20 protein-coding genes are annotated in these 23126 nt (G+C 62.0%); 12 read left to right on the forward strand and 8 right to left on the reverse strand.

Annotated elements, in window-relative coordinates:
- Both AC1PQG_RS22085 and AC1PQG_RS22090 read right to left on the reverse strand, forming a co-directional pair.
- Entirely contained in the window at positions 1-1866 is a 1866-nt protein-coding gene (locus AC1PQG_RS22085) for a polysaccharide biosynthesis protein (protein WP_481119886.1), read from the reverse strand.
- Positions 1867-1874: 8 nt separating this feature from the next.
- Positions 1875-2885: an MraY family glycosyltransferase gene (locus tag AC1PQG_RS22090; RefSeq protein ID WP_481119887.1), complete on the reverse strand. Its 1011-nt coding sequence runs from the start codon at positions 2883-2885 to the stop codon at positions 1875-1877.
- A 135-nt stretch (positions 2886-3020) separates the two neighbouring features.
- Here AC1PQG_RS22090 and AC1PQG_RS22095 point away from each other — a divergent pair, with 135 nt between their 5' ends.
- From AC1PQG_RS22095 to AC1PQG_RS22115, 5 genes are read left to right on the forward strand one after another with little or no spacing between them, the layout of a single operon-like run.
- On the forward strand, positions 3021-3662 hold the full coding sequence (locus tag AC1PQG_RS22095; protein ID WP_481119888.1) for a hypothetical protein: 642 nt from the start codon (positions 3021-3023) through the stop codon (positions 3660-3662).
- Positions 3663-3683: 21 nt separating this feature from the next.
- A complete protein-coding gene (locus tag AC1PQG_RS22100) occupies positions 3684-5408 on the forward strand; it encodes a type I secretion system permease/ATPase (protein WP_481119889.1) in 1725 nt (574 codons plus the stop codon).
- A 27-nt stretch (positions 5409-5435) separates the two neighbouring features.
- A complete protein-coding gene (locus tag AC1PQG_RS22105) occupies positions 5436-7163 on the forward strand; it encodes a type I secretion system permease/ATPase (protein ID WP_481119890.1) in 1728 nt (575 codons plus the stop codon).
- Positions 7164-7199: 36 nt separating this feature from the next.
- A complete protein-coding gene (locus AC1PQG_RS22110; protein ID WP_481119891.1) occupies positions 7200-8573 on the forward strand; it encodes an HlyD family type I secretion periplasmic adaptor subunit in 1374 nt (457 codons plus the stop codon).
- Positions 8574-8576: 3 nt separating this feature from the next.
- Positions 8577-9956, forward strand: coding sequence for a TolC family outer membrane protein (locus tag AC1PQG_RS22115; protein ID WP_481119892.1), 1380 nt, complete (start codon positions 8577-8579; stop codon positions 9954-9956).
- Between the two features lie 70 nt (positions 9957-10026).
- Here AC1PQG_RS22115 and AC1PQG_RS22120 read toward each other — a convergent pair whose 3' ends face one another.
- From AC1PQG_RS22120 to AC1PQG_RS22135, 4 genes are all read right to left on the reverse strand, one after another.
- Positions 10027-11316 carry a glycosyltransferase gene (locus AC1PQG_RS22120; protein WP_481119893.1) on the reverse strand — a complete coding sequence of 430 codons (1290 nt, stop codon included), beginning with the start codon at positions 11314-11316 and terminating at the stop codon, positions 10027-10029.
- 133 nt (positions 11317-11449) lie between these two features.
- Entirely contained in the window at positions 11450-11968 is a 519-nt protein-coding gene (locus tag AC1PQG_RS22125) for a hypothetical protein (protein WP_481119894.1), read from the reverse strand.
- Positions 11969-11974: 6 nt separating this feature from the next.
- Positions 11975-12232: a hypothetical protein gene (locus tag AC1PQG_RS22130; RefSeq protein ID WP_481119895.1), complete on the reverse strand. Its 258-nt coding sequence runs from the start codon at positions 12230-12232 to the stop codon at positions 11975-11977.
- Positions 12233-12322: 90 nt separating this feature from the next.
- A complete protein-coding gene (locus AC1PQG_RS22135) occupies positions 12323-13189 on the reverse strand; it encodes a DNA ligase (RefSeq protein ID WP_481119896.1) in 867 nt (288 codons plus the stop codon).
- Between the two features lie 30 nt (positions 13190-13219).
- Between AC1PQG_RS22135 and AC1PQG_RS22140 the strand changes: the two genes are divergently transcribed.
- Complete coding sequence (locus AC1PQG_RS22140) at positions 13220-14368, forward strand: glycosyltransferase family 4 protein (protein ID WP_481119897.1); 1149 nt, start codon at positions 13220-13222, stop codon at positions 14366-14368.
- Here the strand turns inward: AC1PQG_RS22140 and AC1PQG_RS22145 are convergent.
- Positions 14338-15447 (reverse strand): glycosyltransferase, encoded by a 1110-nt coding sequence (locus AC1PQG_RS22145; protein ID WP_481119898.1) that lies wholly within the window; start codon positions 15445-15447, stop codon positions 14338-14340. The two genes, AC1PQG_RS22140 and AC1PQG_RS22145, sit on opposite strands and share 31 nt — an antisense overlap.
- A gap of 100 nt (positions 15448-15547) precedes the next feature.
- Between AC1PQG_RS22145 and AC1PQG_RS22150 the strand changes: the two genes are divergently transcribed.
- Genes AC1PQG_RS22150 through AC1PQG_RS22160 form a run of 3 tightly spaced genes read left to right on the forward strand, consistent with a single transcriptional unit; the run spans position 15548 to position 17933 of the window.
- On the forward strand, positions 15548-15868 hold the full coding sequence (locus AC1PQG_RS22150) for a hypothetical protein (RefSeq protein WP_481119899.1): 321 nt from the start codon (positions 15548-15550) through the stop codon (positions 15866-15868).
- Between the two features lie 20 nt (positions 15869-15888).
- Positions 15889-16689 (forward strand): ABC transporter permease, encoded by an 801-nt coding sequence (locus tag AC1PQG_RS22155; protein WP_481119900.1) that lies wholly within the window; start codon positions 15889-15891, stop codon positions 16687-16689.
- A complete protein-coding gene (locus AC1PQG_RS22160) occupies positions 16686-17933 on the forward strand; it encodes an ABC transporter ATP-binding protein (protein ID WP_481119901.1) in 1248 nt (415 codons plus the stop codon). Before AC1PQG_RS22155 ends, AC1PQG_RS22160 begins: the two co-directional genes overlap by 4 nt.
- A gap of 55 nt (positions 17934-17988) precedes the next feature.
- Here AC1PQG_RS22160 and AC1PQG_RS22165 read toward each other — a convergent pair whose 3' ends face one another.
- Positions 17989-19080: an acyltransferase family protein gene (locus AC1PQG_RS22165; RefSeq protein WP_481119902.1), complete on the reverse strand. Its 1092-nt coding sequence runs from the start codon at positions 19078-19080 to the stop codon at positions 17989-17991.
- Positions 19081-19288: 208 nt separating this feature from the next.
- Here AC1PQG_RS22165 and AC1PQG_RS22170 point away from each other — a divergent pair, with 208 nt between their 5' ends.
- The 3 genes from AC1PQG_RS22170 to AC1PQG_RS22180 are packed head-to-tail and all read left to right on the forward strand — an operon-like array spanning position 19289 to position 23080.
- Positions 19289-20713 (forward strand): class I SAM-dependent methyltransferase, encoded by a 1425-nt coding sequence (locus AC1PQG_RS22170; RefSeq protein WP_481119903.1) that lies wholly within the window; start codon positions 19289-19291, stop codon positions 20711-20713.
- Between the two features lie 31 nt (positions 20714-20744).
- Positions 20745-21794: a glycosyltransferase family 4 protein gene (locus AC1PQG_RS22175; protein WP_481119904.1), complete on the forward strand. Its 1050-nt coding sequence runs from the start codon at positions 20745-20747 to the stop codon at positions 21792-21794.
- Positions 21791-23080 carry a glycosyltransferase family protein gene (locus AC1PQG_RS22180; protein WP_481119905.1) on the forward strand — a complete coding sequence of 430 codons (1290 nt, stop codon included), beginning with the start codon at positions 21791-21793 and terminating at the stop codon, positions 23078-23080. The genes AC1PQG_RS22175 and AC1PQG_RS22180 overlap by 4 nt, the downstream gene beginning before the upstream one ends.
- The last annotated feature ends 46 nt before the right edge of the window (positions 23081-23126 follow it).

Raw genomic sequence — 23126 nt, forward strand, 5'->3', positions numbered from 1 at the left:
TCAATGTCCTCCGGCGGTTTGCGCCACCGACCGCAGATGCGGCGCAGTCTGGTTGGCCGGAACATACTCGGGCACCCAGCGGCGCAGTTCCCGACGCACTTCAGGCGCATCCACCGCACGACGCTGACGCAGCCACAGCAGCAGCGCATCGAGCCAGCCCTCCTCGACCGGCAGCGCCCGCGCAATGCGCAATTTAGGATGATGGGTAGCGCGGGTCTCCTCGCTGTCGGCCAGAACTTCCTCGTACAGCTTCTCACCGGGACGCAAGCCGGTAAATACGATCCGGATTTCGTCCTCAGTACGCCCGGACAAGCGGATCATGTCCTGCGCCAGTTCGGCGATCTTCACCGGTTCGCCCATGTCGAGCACGAAAATCTCTCCCCCTTTGCCCATCGATCCAGCCTGTAGCACCAGTTGGGCAGCCTCCGGGATCGACATGAAGTAACGGGTGATCTCGGGATGGGTCACGGTCACTGGTCCACCAGCGGCGATCTGTTCCTGGAACTTGGGAATCACGCTCCCGGCGCTACCCAGTACGTTACCGAAGCGCACGATCTCGAACTGTGTGCCCCCTTGGACAGCCAGGGCCTGGCACACCTGCTCCGCCAGGCGCTTGGTGGCCCCCATCACGTTGACCGGGTTGACCGCCTTGTCGGTAGACACCAGCACGAAACGCGGAATACCAAAGGCCACCGCGCTGCGCGCCACCTGCCAGGTACCCAACGCGTTGTTGCGCACCGCCTGCCAAGCGTTGTCATCCTCCATCAGCGGCACGTGTTTGTAGGCTGCCGCATGGAAGATCACATGAGGCCGGTAACGGTTGAGCACCTCGTCCACACGGATCGCATCCTTCACGTCACCGGCCAGCGGCACCAGCTGCACGTTCGGGAAATAGGTGTGGAATTCCTCGCACAAGCGATATAGCGCAAATTCGGACAGCTCGAAGCAGATCAGCACAGACGGTTCGAAACGGGCGATCTGACGGCACAGCGCGGAGCCGATCGATCCGCCGGCGCCAGTCACCATCACGGCCTTGCCGCGCAGATACTCTTTGACCTCCGCCGCATTGATGCGCACCGGGTCGCGCCCCAGCAAGTCTTCCACATCCACTTGACGGACATCACCCACGCTCACTCGACCCAGCATCACATCTTCGATAGCCGGCACCGTCAACGCCTTGACGCCGGCCCGTACACAAATGCTGGTCACGCTGCGGCGTAGTTCGTGGCGCTCATGGGGCAGGGCGATGATGGCGTGACCAACGCGGTGCTCCGTCGCCACCCGCGCCAGATCCGAGAAGGCGCCCAACACCTTGTAGCCGTAGATCTCCCGCCCTTCACGCTCGCCTGTCTTGTCCAGCAACCCAACGACACGCCACTCGGACGAGCGGGACAGATCCTTGATCAGATTCACCGCGGCTTCCCCGGCCCCCATCACGATGACAGGTTGCCCCTGGGCACGCAGCGCGCCATACAGGCGGAACTCCTTCCAGGTCCGGTAAAGGGCTCGCGTGCCCCCCATGTACATGACTAGCAGCAAGGGCTGCAGCGCATAGATCAGGCGCGGCACCGTCGGGTGATAGCGCACTGCGACGACCAACACCAAAGGCGTCACCAGGGTGGCGACCCCCACCGCACGCAGGATGCGCAGTAGATCAGGCAAGCTGGCGAAGACCCAGATTCCCCGATACAGGCCGAATGCCCGCAGCAACATGCCCTGCAGAAACAGCACAATGGGCAGCGCTACCCCAAAGGCCGGCATGAAATCAGTGGGGATATCGGTATTGAAACGGATCAGATAGGCCAGCCACCACGTCAACGCGACCCCGAACAGGTCCGACAGGAACACCAGCAATGACCGGGACATAACTTCCTTCACAGCTTGGCGGCTTCAGCGGCTTCGAAACGCCGCCAGCGCTGGTCTACCCACACACCGACCGCCAGAAAGACAATGGCCCACATTGTAAGCGTGACGCACTGCAGCGAAAACCCTGATGGCAAGATCAACACGGCCGAAATCCCCGTTCCAAGCATCAAGCCATAAGCCCGCAAGGCCGTCCCCCGGTGCCCCAGTCCCATCCGGACCATCCGCTGGTAATAGTGGCTGCGATGCGCCTGCCAGACCTTCTCGCCATGCAAGGCACGCCGCAGCAGCGTGACCGTCGCATCCAGCACAAAAGGCGCAAAGACCAGCAGCGGGAACCACAACGGCCAGGCACCGCCGCCCCAGCCCACCAGGCCGAGAGACCCGGCCAGAAAACCGAGTGGCACCGAACCCACATCACCCATGAAGATGCGGGCCGGATGGAAATTGAACAACAGAAAACCGGCCGCACCGGCCGCAACGGCCGCACATGCAAGGGCCAGACCGAAGCGCCCTCCCAGATAAGCCGCCACCGCATAGGCGGAGAAGCCGAACAGAGCCATCCCCCCCGCCAGTCCATCCGAGCCGTCCATGAAGTTATACAGATTGGCCAGCCACACCAGCGACACCAACAACAGCAACCCCATCGCCCATCCCAGCGAAAAGCCTGCGCCATACAGAAAGCCGACAGCCACCAGCACCTGCACGAGAAAACGCAGGCGGGCCGGCAAGGTGTGACGGTCGTCGAGCAGCCCGAGCAAGGCCAGCACACTCGCCCCGCCAACTGCCAACAAGACGTTGACTGGCAACCATCCGGACGCCGCAGCCAGCCCCACACCGACCAGGCTACCCGCCATCACGCCGACGCCGCCGGTGCGCGGAATCGGCTGCGAATGCAGGGAACGGTCGTTCGGATGATCCAGAAAATACAGCCGACTCGCGGGATGGCAGCACGCTCGCGTGGTCAGCCAGGCCGTCAGCCATGCCATCGGCACAGCCAGCCAACGCAATGTATCGGACATGCTTGCCTGTCATTGAAAACTGAAGTCCGCCCCAGTATCAGGCAACAGCCTTTCATGCCGCAACAGTAAAGGGAACAAAGGCGGAAAAGTTCATATAGGAGAATTTATGGTACATTCTCCTATATGAACTTTTCCGTGCACATCCCCCTCCACGCCCAACCCGAACAGCTGGAGCGTCTCTCAGCCCTGCAGAGGGCGGTGGCAGAAGTGTGCAACGCACTGGCCCCTGTCGTGCGCGACACCCGCTGCTGGAACCGGGTCGGACTGCATCACCTGGCCTATCGCAGCCTGCGCGAGCGCTTCCCACAAGTCGGCTCCCAGATGGTCTGCAATGCGATCTATTCGGTGTCACGCACCTGCCGGTTGCTGTTCCAGCATCCACAAAGCCCGTTCAACGTCGCTCGCAACCCCGACAAGCCACTACCGCTGCTGCAGTTCCAGCCGAGTCTGCCGGTGTATTTCGACCGCCACACTCTGAGTGTCAAGGTCGGCCAGCTGTCCATGTACACCCTCGACGGGCGCATGAAGTTCCAACTCGATCTCACCGACGCCGACGTGCAGCGCTTCAAGGAAAACAAGCTGCGCGAAATCGTTCTGACCCAGACGCCAAACGGCTACCGACTCTCCTTCACCTTTGCAGCTCCTCAGTCGGACGGGGATGACAGCACGGACACCAATTTCGACGAGAACGGCGACCTGCCCGAATACGTTCTGGTCTCAGAAGACACCCCTCTTCCACACCCGGCTGCGGACGCTCCCCAGCCGGCATCTATCTAAGCCCCCTTTCAGGTAACAGCCATGAAACCCGGCGAAAAACCCTCCGCTCTGCGCGAAGCATTGCTGCTGCAGAAACCCGCCTTCCACAAGGTGATCTTCTTCAGTTTCTTCATCAACCTGCTGGTCATGGCACCTACCGTGTACATGCTCCAAGTGTACGACCGGGTGGTGAACAGCCGAAACCTGACGACGCTGGGTATGCTGACCCTGATGATCGTCCTGCTCTACATCGTCATGGAGGCACTGGAATGGGTACGTAGCGGCCTCCTCCATCAGATCGCGCTGAAATTCGACTCCCGCATCAACGAACGGATCTTCAATACAGTCTTCGAAGCCAATCTGCGTGGTATCCCTGGCGCCACCGCTCAAGTGCTGCAGGACCTGCGCACCCTACGCGACTTTATCTACAGCCATGCACTGACCGCGATCATCGACGTTCCCCTGTCGATGCTCTATATCTTTGCAATCTTCTACATCAATCCGGAAATGGGCTGGATGTCCATCGTGGGCGCACTGATCCAGGTCGGCCTGGCGTGGCTCACCGAAAGGGACACCCAGGCGCCCCTCAGCGCGGCCAACCGCTCCACGATTGCTGCGCAGAACTACGCCGCGGACAGCCTGCGCAACGCCCAGGTCATTGAAGCAATGGGCATGCAGAGTGGCATCCACAAGCGCTGGCTCAAACGCCAGAACGAAACTCTGCGCCAACAAGCCCATGCCTCCGACAAGGCCGGCACCTACTCGGCGCTATCCAAATTCGTGCAGCAATCCCAGTCCTCCCTGCTGCTCGGCGCCGGCGTCTGGTTCATCATCATCGGCCTCTTTCCCCATGGCGGTGGCCTGGTCATCGTCGCCTCGACCTTCGGCGGCAAACTGCTGTCGCCGATCGTGCAAGTCATCGGTGCCTGGAAACAGGTGGTAGCGGCGCGGGGCGCCTATGCACGCCTTAACGTCCTCCTCAGCAACGTCACACTGCGGCACGCCGGCATGCCGCTGCCCGCACCCAAGGGGCAACTGTCCGTCGAAAATGTGGTTGCCGGCGCCCCTGGCTCCCACGCGGTCATCCTGCGCGGCGTGACTTTCAGCGTCCCCCCCGGCACCGTTGTGGGTCTGATCGGACCATCCGCCTCTGGCAAATCCACGCTGGCGCGTCTACTGGTTGGCGTGTGGCCCGCGGCCAACGGCAAGGTACGCCTGGACGGGGTAGACATCTATCCGTGGAACAAGGCTGAACTGGGTCCTCACCTCGGCTATCTGCCGCAGGAAGTTGAACTCTTCGACGGGGCACTGGCCGAGAACATTGCCCGCTTTGGTGATGTAAACATGGCCAAGGTGGAAGCAGCGGCGCGCGCCGTCGGCCTTCACGACATGATCATGTCACTACCCGATGGCTATGAAACGAACATTGGCGACGACGGCTGCCGACTGTCCGGTGGTCAACGCCAACGCATCGGCCTTGCCCGCGCGATCTACGACAACCCACGCTTCATCGTGCTGGACGAACCCAACTCCAGCCTCGACGAAGCCGGCGAGCGTTCTCTGGTTCATACACTGCGGAACCTCAAGGCCCAAGGCTCGACCATCATCGTCATTACCCACCGCACCAGCGTGCTGGTCGCGGTGGACAACCTGCTCGTGCTTCAGGATGGTCAAGCAAAGGCCTACGGCCCTCGCGACGAAGTCCTCGCCGCCCTGCAGCAAGGCGCCCAGCAAGCCATACCCGCTCCTCAGCCGGCCGCGGCCTGATCTTTATATTCCGCCCATCGAACCCTGATGAAAACTCCTTCCTCCTTCCAGCACAGCGAGCTGCGCACCATTCTGTGGGCATTCCGCCGCGAGTTCGCGGTATGCCTGTTGTTCTCGGTGCTAGTCAACATCCTGATGCTGACTCCGACAATGTACATGCTGCAGCTGTTCGACAGAGTGATGCTCAGTCAGAACCTCGTCACGCTGTCGGTCCTGACCATCGTCATGCTGTTTTGCTTCGCAGCAGTAGCTTTTGCCGAATGGTCCCGCTCGCGCCTGCTGGTTCGTCTGGGCGTCAAGCTCGATCAGAAACTGAACTCCCGCGTCTTTGCTGCCAGCTTTGAAGCGGCGCTGCGGCAGCAGGGCAAAAACCCCACCCAGGGCTTCAGCGATCTGGCCAACGTCCGACAGTTCCTCACCGGCAACGGGCTGTTCGCAATGATGGACGCGCCGTGGTCACCGATCTATCTGGCCGTACTGTTCATGCTGCACCCCTGGCTCGGCGCGCTGGGCGTCATCTTCTCGCTGATCCTCATCGGCATTGCCTGGCTCTCCCACCGTCTGTCCCATGCCTCCATCGAAGCGGCGCAGGAAGCTGGCAGCCAGGTCAACGGCTATATCCACAGCAAGCTGCGCAATGCCGAAGTCATCGAAGCGATGGGTATGCTCAGCAATTTGCGCGCTCACTGGAAGACTCGTCAGCAGCACTACCTGAAACTCAACCAGCACGCCAGCGACATTTCCGAGCGCGTCAAGGCCCTGACCAAGTTCGTGCGTTATACCCAGCAGTCCCTGGCCCTCGCGGCCGGTGCGATACTGGTCATCCGCGGCGAGCTCAGCCCTGGCGCGATGATCGCCACCAACGTTCTACTCGGCCGTGCCACTCAACCAGTAGATATGATGGTCACGAGCTGGAAATCATTCCTGGCCGCCCGCAAGGCCTTTCTGCGCCTGGAAGAAACCCTGGCCCAGAACCCGCCGCGCGACGCCTGCCTGGTCCATCCCGAACCCAAGGGACAACTGAGCCTGCAGAATGTAATTGCCACCGCCCCCGCTCGCCCTGGAGCCATTCTCAAGGATCTCAGCTTGGACTTCCCGGCTGGCGAAGTCATCGGCATCGTTGGTCCCTCCGGCTCCGGAAAATCCACCCTGGCTCGCACGCTAATCGGCATTTGGCCTTATACCGACGGGCGCGTGCTGCTCGATGGCGTACCGCTGGAGCGCTGGGAACGGGACGACCTCGGCCCCCACCTGGGCTATCTTCCCCAAGACATAGAACTATTCGAAGGCACGATCGCCGAGAACATCGCGCGTTTTGGCGATGTGGAACCGGACAAGGTCATCCGTGCCTGCAAGCGCGCCGGCGTGCACGACATGATCCTGCACTTTCCCAATGGCTACGATACGGAGATGGGCCAGGCAGGCGGACAGCTGTCCGGTGGTCAACGCCAGCGCATCGCACTGGCCCGCGCCATGTACGGCGATCCCAGACTGCTGGTGCTCGATGAGCCCAATTCCAACCTGGACGATATCGGCGAAGCCGCACTGCTCAAAGCAGTCCAGGATCTCAAGCAACAGGGCAGCACCGTTATCGTCATCACCCACCGGCCCAGCATCCTCAACGCTGCCGACCGCCTGCTGGTACTCAACGATGGCCGCATCGCCCTGTATGGTCCCCGCGCAGACGTCATAGCCACACTGCAGGCTCAAGCGTCCACCCAGCCGGGTCACAGCCCCGCGGCCCAGCCCGCCTGACCCCAGTCGCCCCCGAAATTTTCCAGAGAAACCGTTATGGTCAATCAAACCGCCTCCCACTCCAGCGACCTACCCGTCGCAGCCCAGCAGCCCCAGGACACGGAAGCCCCGCTGCCCACCGACACCAAGCGCCCCGCCCGTATCGGCCTTTGGGTTCTCGGCCTTGGCTTGGGTGGCTTCCTGCTATGGTCCTCATTGGCCCCCCTCGACGAAGGCGTTCCCACCTCCGGAAGCGTAACGATCGATACCAAGCGCAAAACCATCCAGCACTTGACTGGTGGCATCGCCGCAGAGATCTTCGTCAAGGAAGGCGAGTTCGTGAAGGCTGGAGCCCCCCTTATACGCATCGACGACGCAAGCACCCAGGCCAATTTCGAAGCGGTCCGCCAACATTACCTGACCTTCCGTGCGATGGAAGGCCGACTGGTCGCGGAGCAGACAGGACAAACCAGAATCAGCTTCCATCCCGACCTGCAGAAGGTAGCTAGCGATCCTCAGGTGAAACAGACCCTGGACACCCAACAAAGTCTGTTCCGGTCCCGTCGCAGTGCGCTGGCCGCGGACCAGTTGGCCTATGAAGAGAGTATCCGCGGCCTGGAAGCTTCTATCCAGGGCTACCAAGGCCTACTGGCGAGCCGCAAAGTTCAGCATGACAACATTCAGGAAGAACTGAGCGGCGTCCGCGACCTGGTCAAGGAAGGCTACGCCCCGCGCAACAAGCAACTGGAATTGGAGCGCATGCTGGCTGACTCCACCGGTGCCATGGCCGATCTGCAAGGCAACATCCTCCGCGCACGCCAGGGTATCGCCGAGGCCCGCGCCCGTGCCCGCCAGCGCCAGGAGGAATACCGCAAAGAGGTGGACAGTCAGCTTGCAGACGTACGTCGGGAAGTTGACGCGGATGCCGACAAGCTGAAAGCGTCTACAGACGAACTGACCCGCACCACCATCCGGTCTCCGGTAGAAGGGCAGGTCGTTGGCCTGACGACCCAGACTGTCGGCGGCATCATCGGACCTGGCCAGAAGCTGATGGATATCGTGCCACGCCACGAATCCCTGCTGCTTGAGGCCCATGTGCCCCCCCACCTCATCGACCGCCTCAAATCAGGTCAGGAAACCGACGTACGCTTCTCGACCTTCGCCCACTCCCCGGCTCTGGTAGTGGAAGGCAAAGTGGTCTCCATTTCCACCGACCTGATCACCGAACCCCCCAGTGCCAACGCTCCCGCCAGCTCCTACTACCTGGCCCGCATAGCACTGACGGAAAAAGGCCTGAAGGAACTGGGTGATCGCCAAATGCAGGCTGGCATGCCCGCCGAAGTCGTCATCAAGACCGGCGAACGTACCGTGCTCAACTATCTGCTACACCCGCTGATCAAGCGCCTCGCTGCATCGATGAAAGAGGAATAAGTCGTGTCCGTTATTCGCCCCCTCATCCGCCTCCTGCCCGGCACCCGCCTGTCACGCCTGACTGGCGCGCTCAGCCTGGCACTGGCCGCCTCGCCGGCCAGCGCCATCGACTTGATGCAAGCCTATGAACGCGCCCTCAGCCAGGACGCCAGCTATCAAGCAGCCCGTGCCGACACCGACGCTCGCCGGGAAGCCGTGCCACAAGCCCTCGCCCAATTGATGCCCAATGTATCCAGCAACCTGTCCCGCAGCAAGAACGTCACGGAGCAGCGCTCCCCAAACGGTCTAGGCAACCTAAGCAAGACCAACTACGAATACTTCAGCAGCAACTACGGTATCAGCCTGCGCCAGCCACTGTTCCGTAAGTACAACTTCGCGCTCTACCGTCAGGCCAAATCCGACGTGGAAACCGCTGAAGCCACTCTGGACAAGAGTTTGCAGGACCTCGTCGTTCGTATGGCGGGCACTTATTTCGATGCGCTGATGGCCAAAGCCCAGTACGCATTGATCATGGCCCAAAAAAATGCCTATGGCTTACAGCTGGCAGCGGCCAAGCAGAGCTTTGCCAAGGGACAGGGCACGGTCATTGACGTGGACGACGCCCAGGCCCGTTACGACATGACCGTCGCCCAGGAACTGGAAGCCCTTCAGAACCTCAGCTACACCCGCCGAGCTCTACAGGTCATCGTCAACGAACCCGTGGAAAACGTCGCCGATCTGGTTCCCGCCCGCATGGAACTGACCCCGCCATTCCCGGACAATGTAGAGGAATGGATCGAGCGTGCTGAAGAGACCAACCCTGAGTTGCGTGCGCTACGCGCCTCCATGGAATCGGCCAACCAGGAACTCGCCAAAGCCCGCTCTGGCCATTACCCGACTGCCGATCTGTTCGTTCAGCGGAGCATGAGCGAAAGCGACAACAACGTGTCAATCAATAGCCGCTACCTGACCTCTCAGGCTGGCGTGCAAGTGAGCATTCCGCTGTTCTCCGGCGGCTACGTCTCCTCGCAAATGCGTCAAGCCCGCGCCAACATCCAAAAGATCGAACAGCAATACGAAGGCCGCCGTCGGGAAATCCGCCTGCAGGTACGCAAGGAATATCAGAACATTACCGAAGGCATCGCCAAGATCCAGGCCCTGCAACAGGCCGAGCGCTCCGCCGAACGGGCACTCGACTCGAACCAGAAGGGCCTCCCTGCCGGTACCCGCAGCCTGGTGGACATCCTCAACGCCCAGCAGCAGTTGATCAACGCCAAACGCGATCTGGTCCAAGCCCGCCTCACCTACATCCTTGCCCGCGTCCGCCTGCAGGGGCTGGTGAGTTCCCTCAACGAAAAGGAAATCCAGACCATCAACAACTGGCTGGAAACACCGCGCAGCTGAACCCTGCAAGCAGAGCCTGGAGGCGAATGGCTTGGGGCCCACAGGGCTTGGCCCCGAACGCCTCCTACGTTCACAAGAGAGCGAGGATATCCTTCAGGCTGCTACGTAGTTCGCCTGCACCAAGCGGAGACGCCGACGACACCACGGCAAGCCCTTCGACCCAAGCCAGTTGCTGGGAAAGGCATACCGTCCGCGCGTCATGGTGATTACGGACAAACTCCCTGGCCTGTCGCCCGAGCCGCGCCCGCTCCTCGGGCGCGTCGAGCAGGCGACACACTTCACCGGCCAGCCCCCGGCTATCGAAAAAATCCACCAATCGCCCGGTTTCACCATCCTGGATGATCGCCTCCAATGGAGCCGTCCGGCTGCCGACGACGGTACAGCCTATCCCCATCGCCTCCAGCAGACCAGCGGGAACCGCCGAGGGATAACGCATCTGGACATGTACCGTCGACAGCTGCAACAGACCGACCCACTGGGGTGCAGTCAACTCACCGACGAAATGCACCCGGCGCCAGTCGGCCTCAGCAGCCTGGGACCTCAACTCGGCAATCAGGGATTCCCGCCAGCCCCGACCAGCGGCTGCTCCTGCTGCAACCCCATCACCACCGGCGATCAGCACATGAGCGTACGGCCGACGCTTGAGGATATCGGGCAACGCACGCATGAAAACATGGAAACCGACCTGGGGTGACAATTCGCGGCAAACAAAGGTGATCACCTCGTCCTGGCGCGTCAAGCTCAACTGCCCATTGAGGGTCAGGCTGATGTCTTCCTTGGGCCCCAGTGCATCGATGTCGATTCCCTCAGGCACCACAGTCAGGCGGTCGCGCCAGGCTTTTGGAAAGGAGTCGGCCTGCCAGCGGGTCGGCACCATGCCTTGGTCCGCCTGATCGAACTGCAGGCGTTGAGCCAGTTGCTGCACCCGCAAGCCCGCCGCACGAAGCGGATCCTGCCCCGCGAACTCTGCATCGAAATCCCCATCGGCAGACTGTCGAAAATAATCACAACAGATGCCTAAACGAGCCTCCGGCCAGACGTCCTTGACGAACAAACCCTCACCCCAACCCGAATGAGCAAGGATCACCTGGGGCTCGAACCCCTCGGCCTTCAGGCCGACAGCTGCGCGCATACAGGCCTCGCCAACAACGATCTTGCCCTCCAGTTCAGCCAGCCAGGGATGCACACCTGCCGTAGCACCGCGCTGCAATGCAAACGGAACCAGGCGGATACCTTCCCACTGCGTTGCGGCCTCCGTCTGCATGGTCAGAGCAACGACAGAATGTCCAGCCTGGAGCAGTGCCGGTGCCAAATGAGAGAACTGGGCGGGAAAATGCGGATGAATGATCAGAATGTTCATGCGGGTACAATTTCAGGAAGCACGGGAAGCGAACTCATGGGGTCGTCGCTAGGCGAGGGCATTACATCAGTGATACGAGGCGGAAGGCTGCATTATCCCCGATCACCTCATGGGGTGGTCAGCGCCCCGCGCGTCAATGCAAGCTTGTCGGACTCTGCGCGCCGCCCGATGCCAACTCTGCCAACCAGGGGGGACAGGCCTCCAAGGGCCATCCTCCCACGCTACACTGACTGTGCAGGATACCCAACCATTGCCGTAGAGCCTGCGGCGGCAAGGTCAACATCACCCTTTCGCCCTCTCTTCCACGGAAGGCGAGACGCAGCGCTGCTTCGTTCCCCCCGGAAATGTCCACTGCCTGCACCAACCAGCTGCACTGAACCTTCTCCGATCGCACCGGAGCCTGGGGGACGAGCGCCAGCAGCGCAGCCTGCAAGGCAAACCCCTGCATGACATTGGTCATACTGGCGTCCGTTTGCCGATTCCCGGCTCCATGCTGCTTCTCAAGCCACTCGCAGAGATGGGGGAGCAGGCGGCCAATCAATCGCCGGGTCAGCCACAAGATCTGAGCCTCACCCGGCGCAATCTCGCCACTCAGACGGATGCGGTCTTCCACGTCCACGTACTCGGTAGTGAAACGCTGCAATTCGCTCATCGGAGATCACACCAACAACAAGGTCGGGACACCCTCCTGGGCATCCTCAGGAAGGCCGACCACACTGATGACGGTCACACCGACACCGGATCTGTCTACAGGATGGAAATAGGCGTCCTCACCCAAAGGCCACCAACCGATGGACTCCGCCTCCACAGCGCGCAACTCGAGCACCTCATCCACGCACGCACCTGCGGCCGTGTGCTGAGCAACGTTGACTTCGGGCACGAGCGTCGTGCCGCTGATAATAAGGGTATCGTTCATGGCGCCCGAAGTTTCGCGTTAGAGTCGGACAAGTGCAAGTACCCCGTGCCCTCCACGCCTCTCCCGACCGTTTTTCAATAGAAGTCTCTTTCAGGGCTCCACCCGACGACGCAGATAGCTCGCAAAACGCGGTACGCCATTCTTCGTTACATCACGATACTGGTAGGTCACCACGCTGCCTACCGCCGGCGGGTCACGACGTAGCGCATCGGTAAAGCCGGTGCCGATCTCAAAGCGCCGCCCCTCTGGCGTCTCGACCTGCAGCGCCCCCATCATCCCGGTCAGCCGGCCACGCCCCGGCACATGAGCGACAACGGTCGCCTCAGCATCTCGCAGTGGCTTGAGCTTGAGGAGGACGTCGCTTCGACCGGTCAGGTACGGCGCGTCGGCCAGATGCAGCATCAGCCCTTCGCCTCCTGCCGAGACGATTTCATCCAGCTTCTCTTTCAACACCTGGCGGTCGGTTACACTGAACTGATCGACGAGTTCCAGCCACGGGACCCCAGCCTGCTGCACCAGTCCGCGCAAGGCCCCGATCCGTGCAGTGAAGTCGCCACGCCCATTGGGCTGTTCGAAAACCATGAATTTCACCTGCAACCAATCCTCGTCTCTGGGCTGCAGCTTCCGCACAATGCCGGACAGCGCCTCGAAGCGTCTCCGCCCCATCCACAATTCGCCATCGAGCGGTTCCGGCGGCAATGCCGCAATGAACCAGGTGGGCGCGTTGACCTGGCGGCCGCTACGAAAGCGCAGCACCTTTCCGTCCCACACGGCGCGCACCCCGTCCAGCTTCTCGCTCACCCAATAGCGCGTAACATCCACATCACCGCGCATCGTCTCGGCCAGCAACAGCTGAGGCGGAGCAGTCGGCTCGCCAGCCCAGGCTGGCACCAGCACGCACCCCCAGCACACCGGCAGCATCAACGCGATAAATCCGCGTCGCAGATCAGCTAACATTCTCCGCCTCTCCCTTTTCTGGTCCATGACGTGCACATTCTAATCAATGCCGATTGCATTTACCCGCCCCTTACGGGAATCGGACGATACGCATTCCGGTTGGCTACCGGTCTGCAGACCCACCCGAGAATCGCATGCCTCGACGCACTCGCTGGCGGCCGCGAAGTGGATCTGGCAAGTCGCCTGAGGACCGAACCACGCTGGCTCCGGGTTGCCAAGAAACTACCATTTCAAAGCATCTTGCGGCGCACCTACGAACATGTCCGCAACGCCCGCGAGCAGGGGCGTCCCGCGGTCTCCAGCAAAGACGTGATTTATCACGAGCCCCGCTACATCGCAGCCCGTGTCCGTTACCCGCTGGTAGTCACCGTGCACGACCTGTCCCATGTTCGGCATCCGGAATTTCATCGTCCCGACGCCGTCGAGCATCTCGAACGGGGCCTTACCGACAGCCTCGAACGGGCAGCCCGCATCATCACCGTCTCGGAGTTTGTCCGTGGCGAAGTCCTGGAGCATTTTGGCCTGCCGCCCGACAAGGTCGTCGCAGTCAAGAACGGCGTGGACCCGGTTTTCCATCCGATGAATGCAGCTGAAACACTGGCCGTCCGCCGCAAATTCGGCCTGGAAGGGAAGGATTACATCCTTGCCATCGGCACCCTGGAGCCGCGCAAGAACCTGCTGCGCCTATTCGACGCGTTCTCCCGCCTCCCCGACAATGTGCGCACGCGCCACCCCATCGTCGTCGGAGGTGCAGTCGGCTGGCTCAACGAGAACATCAGCCAGCGCCTGCGCGCGCTGGAAAGCCGGGGCGACGTGATCCGCCTCGGCTACGTTCCGGAGGCCGATCTACCAGCCTTATATGCCGGTGCATGGGCCTGCGCGTATCCATCCGTTTATGAAGGATTCGGCCTGCCAGCGCTGGAAGCCATGGCCTCAGGCATTCCCACCCTGACGAGCAATGCCTCTTCCTTGCCGGAAGTGACTGGCGATGCCGCCTTGAATTGCAACACGGCCGATGTAGTTGAACTGAGCGAACAGCTTGCCCGCCTGCTCGAAGACAACATGCTGCGCGACCGCCTGCGTCGCGATGGCCCGCTCCGTGCCGTTGACATGAGCTGGGACCGCTGCGTAGACGCGACCGTGCAAGTTTATGCCGACGCCTTGAGCGCAGCGCGGTAGACCTCCGCATACGCCGCATTGACCTTGGTCATACGGAACAACTCGTCGAAACGGCGGGCTGCCCCCCTCCCAAGCTCTTCCGCAAGTGCGGAATCGTCAGCCAAGCGCTGCATCGCATTACGTAAGGCCAAGGGATCCTGCGGCGGAATGACCATTCCGGTTTCTCCATCCACATTGACGTAGCTCGACCCCGTTCCGATCTCGCAGCTGATCATCGGCTTACCCAGCATGGCGGCCTCGAGCAGAAACACGCCAAAGGCCTCGGCCCGCAGATGGGATGGAAAAACGACTCCACGGCACAGGGACAGCAAGGCCATCTTGTCCTCGTCGCTGATACGCCCGAGCAGATGCACATTCGGCCACCCTTGCACCTGCCCTGCGACCCCATCCCACAACGGGCCCTCACCAGCCATCGCCACCTGCAGCCCCGTACCCTTCACCGCGTCCAGCAGGAAAGGCAATCCCTTGTAATGACGGAACACGCCGACAAAAAGGAAGAACTCCTCTCCCAGTCGGGCCCGCCAGGCCGCCTGCCGCTGTGGATCCGGACGCGGATAGGATTCCGGATCGATCCCCAGCGGTACGACCTCCAGCTTGGAGGCCCAGCGCTGCAGAACCGGGCTGCTCATTGCGTACTGAGGAGAGGTCGCCACCACCCGGAAAGCCCGCTTGAACAAACGATTCTTCAACGGCCGATACAACGGCATCAGACGCTGCTGGGCAACCACATCCGAGTGGTAGGTGATGACGATCGGGCGCCGTGGCCCCAGCAACGCCACCAAATCACCGAACGGCCAGGGATAATGGAGGTGAATGACGTCGGCCCAACGAGCCAAGCGCCTATAAACATCCAGCCCCCTCCAGGTCATTGGGCAAGACGCGATTTCGACCGCTTGAGGCAAACGCGTCACGTGGATCCCATCAACCTCCAGCTCGCTCGGCCCACCTTTGCGGCTAAGGGTCAGCACGCGCGACTCGATGCCATGCGCAGCCCCTCCCAGGCACAGTTGGCGAATGACCTGCTCCCCTCCCCCCGTCGTATCAGGCAGGAAGGTCTTGTAAAAATGCAATACGCGCATTGAATATCCGAAAGTCGCAAACGGGCCGCCGTTGAGGCAGCCGCATATTAATGGACTTCATAATATAATGCTGCCTTTGCTCCAGCATCGAGCAAAGGCAATGGCTCATCCAGAAGTCGTTCAACGGCCCTCCACTTCCTTTCCCCGCAGACTCATCACCTACCTGAAAGTTCGTGCAGGCGAGGAAGACAAACAGAAGCACTTCCTTTACAGCCTCGCCATCCAGCTCTTCTTCATGGTCGCAGGCTTCGACGCCTGGACCAGCATCGTGCTGACGCTGTGCATCGGCTACGCCAAGGAGATCTGGGACGAACACTTCGGCAGCGGCTTCTGCTGGCACGACCAGCTCGCCAACCTGCTCGGCGCCCTTTATGCAATCGGGCTCTGGCACATCCCCGCGCTGGGCCACTGGGCGACCTAGCCCTCCTATCCGACCCATCCATGCAAATACATCTGCACGCCAAGGAAATCTGGCGCCATCGGGGCTTCATCCTCGCCAGCGTCCTGCGGGAATTCCACCTGCGCTACCGGGGCTCCATCCTCGGTGCAACCTGGCTCCTGATCCCGCCGATCACGATGATCCTGGTCTACACGCTGGTCTTCTCCAACGTGATGCACTCGCGCCTTCCCGGCAACGACACGCCCTTCGCGTATAGCATCTACCTGTGCTCGGGCCTGCTGCTGTGGAACCTGTTCACGGAGATCACGCAGCGTTGCCAGTCCATCTTCATCGACAACGCCGGGCTACTGAAGAAGACCCGCTTCCCCCGCCTGGCCCTGCCGGCCATCGTGGTCATTTCCGGCAGCATCAACTGGGCCATCATCACGGCCCTGTTCGTGCTGTTCCTCGCCGCATCCTCCCAGCTATCCATCGCCGGGCTATTCGCCCTGCTGATCGGCTGGCTGCTGACGACGGCGATCGCCGGCAGCCTCGGCTACGCGCTGTCCTTCCTGTTCGTCTTCTTCCGCGACCTGGGGCCCTTCCTGGGGACCGGACTGCAGTTGCTGTTCTGGTGCACGCCGATCGTCTATCCCGCTACGGTCCTGCCGGAATGGGCGCTGCCGGTGGTCCGCGCCAATCCCTTCTTCCACATCGCCGGCTTCACGCAACGCGCGCTGCTTGAAATGAAGCTCCCGCCCCTCAGCGAGCTGACCGCGCCCTGCCTGTGGATCCTCGCACTGGCAATGCTCGCCACGCTGATCCACCGCCGCCTGCAATTCGAGATCCTGGACGAACTATGAAAGGTGCCATCAGCGTCAGCAGCCTGGGCAAATGCTTCAAGCACTACCCCGCGCCCCATCACCGCCTGATCGAGTGGTTCGGTCTCAGCCGACGTCCCCAGCACCAGACCCGCTGGGTGCTGCGCGATCTGAACTTCCGCATCCGTCCGGGCGAATCCGTCGGCATCATCGGCCGCAACGGCGCCGGCAAGAGTACCTTGCTGAAGGTCCTGACCGGCACCACCAAGGCCAACGAAGGACAGGTCGAACTGGAAGGCCGCGTCGCCGCCCTGCTCGAACTCGGCATGGGCTTTCACCCCGATTTTTCCGGACGCCAGAACGTCTTCATGGCCGGCTACATGCTGGGTCTGCAGCGCGATGAGATCATCCGCCTGATGCCGGAAATCGAGGCTTTCGCCGAAATCGGCGAGGCGATCGATCACCCGGTCCGCACCTACTCCAGCGGCATGCAGGTCCGCCTGGCCTTCAGCGTGGCCACCGCCGCCCAGCCCGACATCCTGATCGTCGACGAAGCCCTGTCGGTCGGCGATGCCTATTTCCAGCACAAGTGCTTCAAGCGCATCCGGCGCTTCCGCGAACAGGGCGTGACCCTGCTGTTCGTGTCCCACGACCCGCTGGCCATCAAGAGCCTGTGCGACCGGGCGATCCTGATCGAAAAGGGCGGCATCGCGATGGACGCCTCCCCCGACGAGATCTTCGACTACTACAACGCGCTGATCGCGCTGGACGAGGCGCGCGCCGACGAACACGGCGAGCACATCGCCCAGCAGGGCGGGCAGACCCGCTCCGGCACCGGCGAAGCCAAGCTGCTGGACGGGCAGATCCTGGTCAATGGCCAGCCGGCCACGATCTTCACGGCTGGCACACCGATCACCCTCGAGGTGGATTTCAGGATCGACGCCCCGCTCGAGGAATTGACCCTGGGCATGATGATCCGCGACCGACTGGGCAACGACATCTTCGGGACCAACACCTTCCACCTCGGCCTACCACTCCCGGTGGAACCAGGCCCAACCCGCCACCGCCTGGCATTCAGGCTGCCTGCCTGCAACCTCGGCCCGGGCAGCTACAGTGTCACCCTGGCCCTACACAGCGCCCACACCCACATTGGCGACAACTACGACTGGTGGGACCAGGCCATCACCTTCCAGGTAGCCGAACGCAGCGACTACCACTTCGCCGGCGTGGCGATGCTGGAGGTACAGCCCGAACTGCTGACGACCGAAACCCGTACCTCAGCCTGAACACCGACGCGCTCAGGGGAGGCGGCCCGGCCATGCCGGGCCGCCTCCCTGCACCTCAGACCGCCTCTTCACCATAACGGCGACGCAGGGTCAGGAAAGGCTTCTCGATGGCCTGATAGCTCAGATTGGCCACAATCCACACCAGCGGATAAGCAATCAGCACCAGCACTCCACCATCCAGCCACACCCTGCCGGTGATCTTCAACTCTCCAAGCAACTCGTGGAGGATGAACAGCACCAGGCCATGCAGCAAGTAGAACGAGAAACTGACCTCGCCTCCACGACACAAGGCCCGATCGAGCCACGCCGGGATGCGCAGCGGTGCCGCCAGCCAGGCGCAGATGAACAATGCCCAGCAACCGGACTCGATGAACGACCAGAAGATCCAGAACACCTGTTTCGGCTGCGGCAGGAAATAGCTGGCATAACGGGCCTGGGCCGTACATGCCACAACGACGAGGATCGCCGCCAGAACCAGTAGGGGCGTGCCATGACGCACCATCTGCTGCTTCCAGCGCGCAGACAGCATGGCGGCGAGCATGCCGATCAGGAACTGATCGAAACGCCCCACCAGCGTCGAATAAAACATATGGGTACTGCGCTCGGTGACGAAATAGGCGCCCACCTTGAACACCAGCATCAAGGCCAGCAAGCGGAGCAGATAAGGCACCCCCTGCTCCTTGGCAAACCGGCCAAGGAACGGAAACACGAGATAAAAGGTGAACTCCACCGAGATCGTCCACGCCGCCCCCGTGATGAAGGAATTCGAGGTCGGCGCCTGCCCCAGATTGGAAAAGAAAAGATACAGCACATCCTGCGCGTTGAAGCGGTCACGGCTTACCGAAATGGCAATGAAATACACCGTTACGAAAAGCGGAAAGATGCGCAGGAACCGGTTGCGCACGAAATCCGCATAATTCAGATGGTCGTAATGCAGCGCAATCGACATGAACAGGAAGCCCGACAGCGTGAAAAACAAGCCCACGCCGGTATGCCCCTCGACCAACAGCCCCAGCCACGGCCGATCCGATGCGGGCTGCCAGTGCAAATAGTTCAAATGATAAAGATGGAACAGGAACAACATCGACGCAGCCAAACAGCGAATGTGATCCAGCCTGGGCTCATAAGCCAGATTGAGTGAACGCATGAAAATCCAATACTTGTCATAATCCGGCGGAGACACTATAAACGCCGGCCGACAGCTCGAAACCGTCGGTTATCAAGGTCGCCCAGACTATATCAAATCAATTCTCAAACAAGCCCGTCGAGTGCGACAAGGCCAGGCGGCGGGTTATCATCGCAGCCGAGGAAAAGGCGCATGCCGGCACCAGCCGAAATGCCGAGAGAATTTATCTATGCGCAACGATGAACTAAAGCAACAAGCCGAACAGGCATTCCTGCAGGCCTTCGAGCAACGCAAACGGAGCCCTGGCCAGGAAAGCAGCCGGCTGACCGCTCCAGACATGGAGCGGCTGATCGCACTGATCGAATCCCACCTGGAACAAGCCGCCAGCAAGTACCAGGTGCGTAGCGACCTCCCCGGCCGACTTGAGCAACTACCGCTGCTGCGCTTCAAAGCCGTCAGAAAATTCGTACTTCGTATCTATGAACTGCTTTTCCGGGAGCAGCGCACTGCCGGTCTGGCCCAGATCAATGCGTGGCGCGACTTCCTGCAGCTTTATACCCGCAACCAGTGGTTCATGAGTCACGAACTGACCCATGCCCGCGATCACCTGCAGGAACGTATCGACGAGGCCTTCCGCCACGGCGACAAGGCAGACACGGCTCACGAAGCCCTGGCCGCCAGATTCACCGAACTCAGCGCCCAATCCGACACCCAGCGCCAGACCCTTCAGCAACTGGCCTCGACAATCGCCCTGCAGGAACAGGAACATCGCCACCGGGAAGAAAGACTGCAACAGGACATCCGTTACTTGCAGCGCATGGAAACCCGCGTTGCAAGCCTTGAGGATGACCTGCGAGTCAGCCGCAGCACCATCCAGATGCAGGCCCAATGGATCCAGTTCCTGATCGACCGCGGCGCGGCGCCCCCCCAGACGAGCCTGCCGGCAACACCTGCAGCGCCCGCGGGTCCGCTCCCCGAAGCCCCCACGGCAGCCCGCGACGCCGCCCGCTACGTCGCCTTCGAAGACCACTTCCGCGGCCATCCGGCCAAGGTCCGCGACCAGTTCGCCGAGGACTACCTGCCGCTGCTGGCCGACGCCGGCCTGCAAGCCGGCGCCAAGGTGCTCGACATCGGCTGCGGCCGCGGCGAATGGCTCGAACTCATGCGCGACCAGGGCTTCGATGGCCATGGCGTCGACCTCAACCCGGTTGTCTGCGAATTGTGCCAACACAAAGGGCTCGACGTCCTGCACGACGATGCCGTCGCCTACATGGCCCGCCAGCCCGCAGGCAGCCTGGATCTGATCACCGCCTTCCACCTGATCGAGCACATCCCAGGAGAACTGCTCGACCGGCTGATCGCCTCGGCGCTGCACGCCCTGCGCCCCGACGGGCTGCTCATCCTGGAAACACCGAACCCCGAGAACTTCATCGTCGGCAGCTGCAACTTTTATAACGACCCGACCCACCTCAGCCCACTACCGCCGGAGCCCACACGCTTCCGTGTGCAGAGCCATGGCTTCGCCAGCGTCGATATCCGCCGTCTGCATCCCCGCGGCACCGTCGATTACGACGCGCTGCCGCCCGGCATCCCGGCCGAACTGCTCGAACGCCTGTTCGTCGGCCAGGATTACGCCCTCGTCGCCCGCCGCTAAACCCGCCGCCAACCCGTACGCCAGACCCGCCATGAAAGTCGTTGTCGCCACCACCCAGGTCCCGTTCATCCGCGGCGGCGCCGAAATCCACGCCGAAAACCTCCTCGCCGCCCTGCGCCAGAGCGGCGTGGAAGCCGAGATGGTCGCCATCCCTTTCAAGTGGTATCCAGCCCCCAAGATCCTCGACCACATCCTCGCCTGCCGTCTGCTCGATCTGGAAGAAGCCAACGGGGAAAAGATCGACCGGGTCATCGGCCTCAAGTTTCCGGCCTACCTGATTCCGCACCCCAACAAGGTGTTGTGGATCCTGCATCAGCACCGCACGGCCTATGATCTGAAGAACCACCCCCAGTACGCCGACCTCATCCACCAGGAACATGGCAGTGCAGTTATCGGGGCGATCGAACAGGCCGACCGCCGCTACATTCCGGAAGCCAGGGCGATCTACGCCAATTCCCGCAACGTAGCCGGCCGCCTCAAGCACTTCTGCGGTATCGACAGTCAACCGCTGTACCACCCGCCCGGCAACGCCGAGGCCTTCTACAGCGCCGATGCGGAGCCCTACCTGTATTTCCCGAGCCGCCTCAATCCGCTCAAGCGGCAGTCGCTGGTGATCGAAGCGCTGGCCCACACCCGGCAACCGGTCAGGGTGATTTTCGCCGGCGCCGCCGACAACCCAGCCTACGGCGACGAGCTCAAGGCCCTCGCCGAGCGCCTCGGCGTTGCCGCACGGATCACCTGGGCCGGCCGCGTCAGCGAAGAAGAAAAACTCAGCCTTTATGCCCGCTGCCTGGGCGTGGTCTACCCCCCGATCGACGAGGATTACGGCTACATCACCCTCGAAGCGATGCTGGCCGCCAAGCCCGTCATCACCACCGAGGATGCCGGAGGTCCGTTGGAATTCGTCGAGAACGGGCACACCGGTCTGGCATGTACCCCCACCGCCCAGGCTCTCGCCGCCGCCATGGACGAACTCTGGTCCGACAAGGCCCGCGCCCAGCGCTGGGGTCGGGAAGGGAAAGCCCTTTACGCAGCCCGCAACGTCAGCTGGCGCAACGTCGTCGACACCCTGCTCGCATGATGAAAATCCACTGGTTTTCACCACTGCCACCGGCCCGCACCGACATCGCCAATTACACGGCACGACTGGCCCCTCACCTGGCAGCGCATGCCGAGGTCGTCTTCTGCCACGATCAGGCAGAAACGCCCGAAGACTTTCCCTACCCCGTTCGGGCAATCCGCGACCTCAGCCCCACCGAGCTCAACCAGGCCGACCTCAACATCTACCACATCGGCAATAACGCCGACTTTCACGGCGCCATCTGGAGCACCGCCCAGCGCCATCCCGGACTCGTCGTCCTGCACGACTTCGCCGTCCACGAGTTCGTCTGCGGCATGCTGAACGTCAGCGGCAATCGGGACACACCGCAGCAGGGCCAGCACTACATCAGGCTAATGACAGCGCTGTACGGCGACGCCGGCTACCAAGCCGCCCTCGCCGTCAACGCCGGCCGCCTATCCCCCGCCGTCGCCGCCGAGCAGTTCCCCCTGTGCGAAGCCGTAGCAGACGGAGCCCTGGCCATACTGACCCACAACCCACGGCTCGAATCCGACCTGCGCCAGCGCCTGCCCCTGCTCCCGGTCCATAGCCTCCCCCTGCCCTATCCCGCGCCCGCCACCCCGGCACCGGCCGAGCGAGCCGCTGGCACCAGCCTGCGCCTGATCTCGTTCGGCTTCACCGGCCCGAACCGCCGGCTGCTCGAATTCATCGACGCCTGGGCCGCCAGCCCGGTACGCGCCAAAATCCAGCTCGACATATGCGGCGAGCTCTGGGACCCCGCGCTCGTCCGGCAAAAGCTGGCGGAACATGGCCTCACCGGCCAGGCGAACCTGCATGGCTTCGTCAGCGCCCATACCCTCGACAGCCTGCTCGACCAAGCTCATCTGGCCCTCAACCTCCGCTATCCCAGCATGGGCGAAGCCTCCGGCAGTCAGTTGCGCATCTGGTCGCGCGCCCTGGCCTCGGTCGTCACCGACACTGGTTGGTATGCAGGTCTCCCGGACGAATGCGTCTTCAAGATCCGCCCTGACCACGAGCGGGAGGACCTCGACCACCTGCTCCAGCGTCTCGTCGCACAGCCGGAACAGGTACAGCATGTCGGCGCCGCCGGTGCCCGGCAACTGGCCATCCACGCCCCCGAACATTACGCAAATAGCTTGATCGGCCTGTGCACCGCCGAGCGCCAGGAATGGCACCTGCGCTGGCTGGCCAGGCAGATGGCACGCCGTGCCGGTGCTCTGATGGCCGACTTCATCTCAGGCCAGGCCTTGGTACCCAGAGCGGTAGGAGACCTGTTCACAAGCTGAACCCAAGCAGGCAAACCACAAGACAAGGTCCGGACAACCCGCACCG

The organism is Zoogloea sp. GDB6 (genome assembly GCF_056724105.1).

What these genes read in the sequence shown, in the direction of transcription:
- AC1PQG_RS22180 (WP_481119905.1), top strand. Translation starts at nt 21,791, where the DNA reads ATGATGAAAATCCACTGGTTTTCACCACTGCCACCGGCCCGCACCGAC.
- AC1PQG_RS22090 (WP_481119887.1), bottom strand. Translation starts at nt 2,885, where the DNA reads ATGTCCGATACATTGCGTTGGCTGGCTGTGCCGATGGCATGGCTGACG.
- AC1PQG_RS22170 (WP_481119903.1), top strand. Translation starts at nt 19,289, where the DNA reads ATGCGCAACGATGAACTAAAGCAACAAGCCGAACAGGCATTCCTGCAG.
- AC1PQG_RS22110 (WP_481119891.1), top strand. Translation starts at nt 7,200, where the DNA reads ATGGTCAATCAAACCGCCTCCCACTCCAGCGACCTACCCGTCGCAGCC.
- AC1PQG_RS22130 (WP_481119895.1), bottom strand. Translation starts at nt 12,232, where the DNA reads ATGAACGATACCCTTATTATCAGCGGCACGACGCTCGTGCCCGAAGTC.
- AC1PQG_RS22155 (WP_481119900.1), top strand. Translation starts at nt 15,889, where the DNA reads ATGCAAATACATCTGCACGCCAAGGAAATCTGGCGCCATCGGGGCTTC.
- AC1PQG_RS22125 (WP_481119894.1), bottom strand. Translation starts at nt 11,968, where the DNA reads ATGAGCGAATTGCAGCGTTTCACTACCGAGTACGTGGACGTGGAAGAC.
- AC1PQG_RS22085 (WP_481119886.1), bottom strand. Translation starts at nt 1,866, where the DNA reads ATGTCCCGGTCATTGCTGGTGTTCCTGTCGGACCTGTTCGGGGTCGCG.
- AC1PQG_RS22165 (WP_481119902.1), bottom strand. Translation starts at nt 19,080, where the DNA reads ATGCGTTCACTCAATCTGGCTTATGAGCCCAGGCTGGATCACATTCGC.
- AC1PQG_RS22120 (WP_481119893.1), bottom strand. Translation starts at nt 11,316, where the DNA reads ATGAACATTCTGATCATTCATCCGCATTTTCCCGCCCAGTTCTCTCAT.
- AC1PQG_RS22145 (WP_481119898.1), bottom strand. Translation starts at nt 15,447, where the DNA reads ATGCGCGTATTGCATTTTTACAAGACCTTCCTGCCTGATACGACGGGG.
- AC1PQG_RS22100 (WP_481119889.1), top strand. Translation starts at nt 3,684, where the DNA reads ATGAAACCCGGCGAAAAACCCTCCGCTCTGCGCGAAGCATTGCTGCTG.
- AC1PQG_RS22150 (WP_481119899.1), top strand. Translation starts at nt 15,548, where the DNA reads ATGGCTCATCCAGAAGTCGTTCAACGGCCCTCCACTTCCTTTCCCCGC.
- AC1PQG_RS22135 (WP_481119896.1), bottom strand. Translation starts at nt 13,189, where the DNA reads ATGTTAGCTGATCTGCGACGCGGATTTATCGCGTTGATGCTGCCGGTG.
- AC1PQG_RS22160 (WP_481119901.1), top strand. Translation starts at nt 16,686, where the DNA reads ATGAAAGGTGCCATCAGCGTCAGCAGCCTGGGCAAATGCTTCAAGCAC.
- AC1PQG_RS22105 (WP_481119890.1), top strand. Translation starts at nt 5,436, where the DNA reads ATGAAAACTCCTTCCTCCTTCCAGCACAGCGAGCTGCGCACCATTCTG.
- AC1PQG_RS22175 (WP_481119904.1), top strand. Translation starts at nt 20,745, where the DNA reads ATGAAAGTCGTTGTCGCCACCACCCAGGTCCCGTTCATCCGCGGCGGC.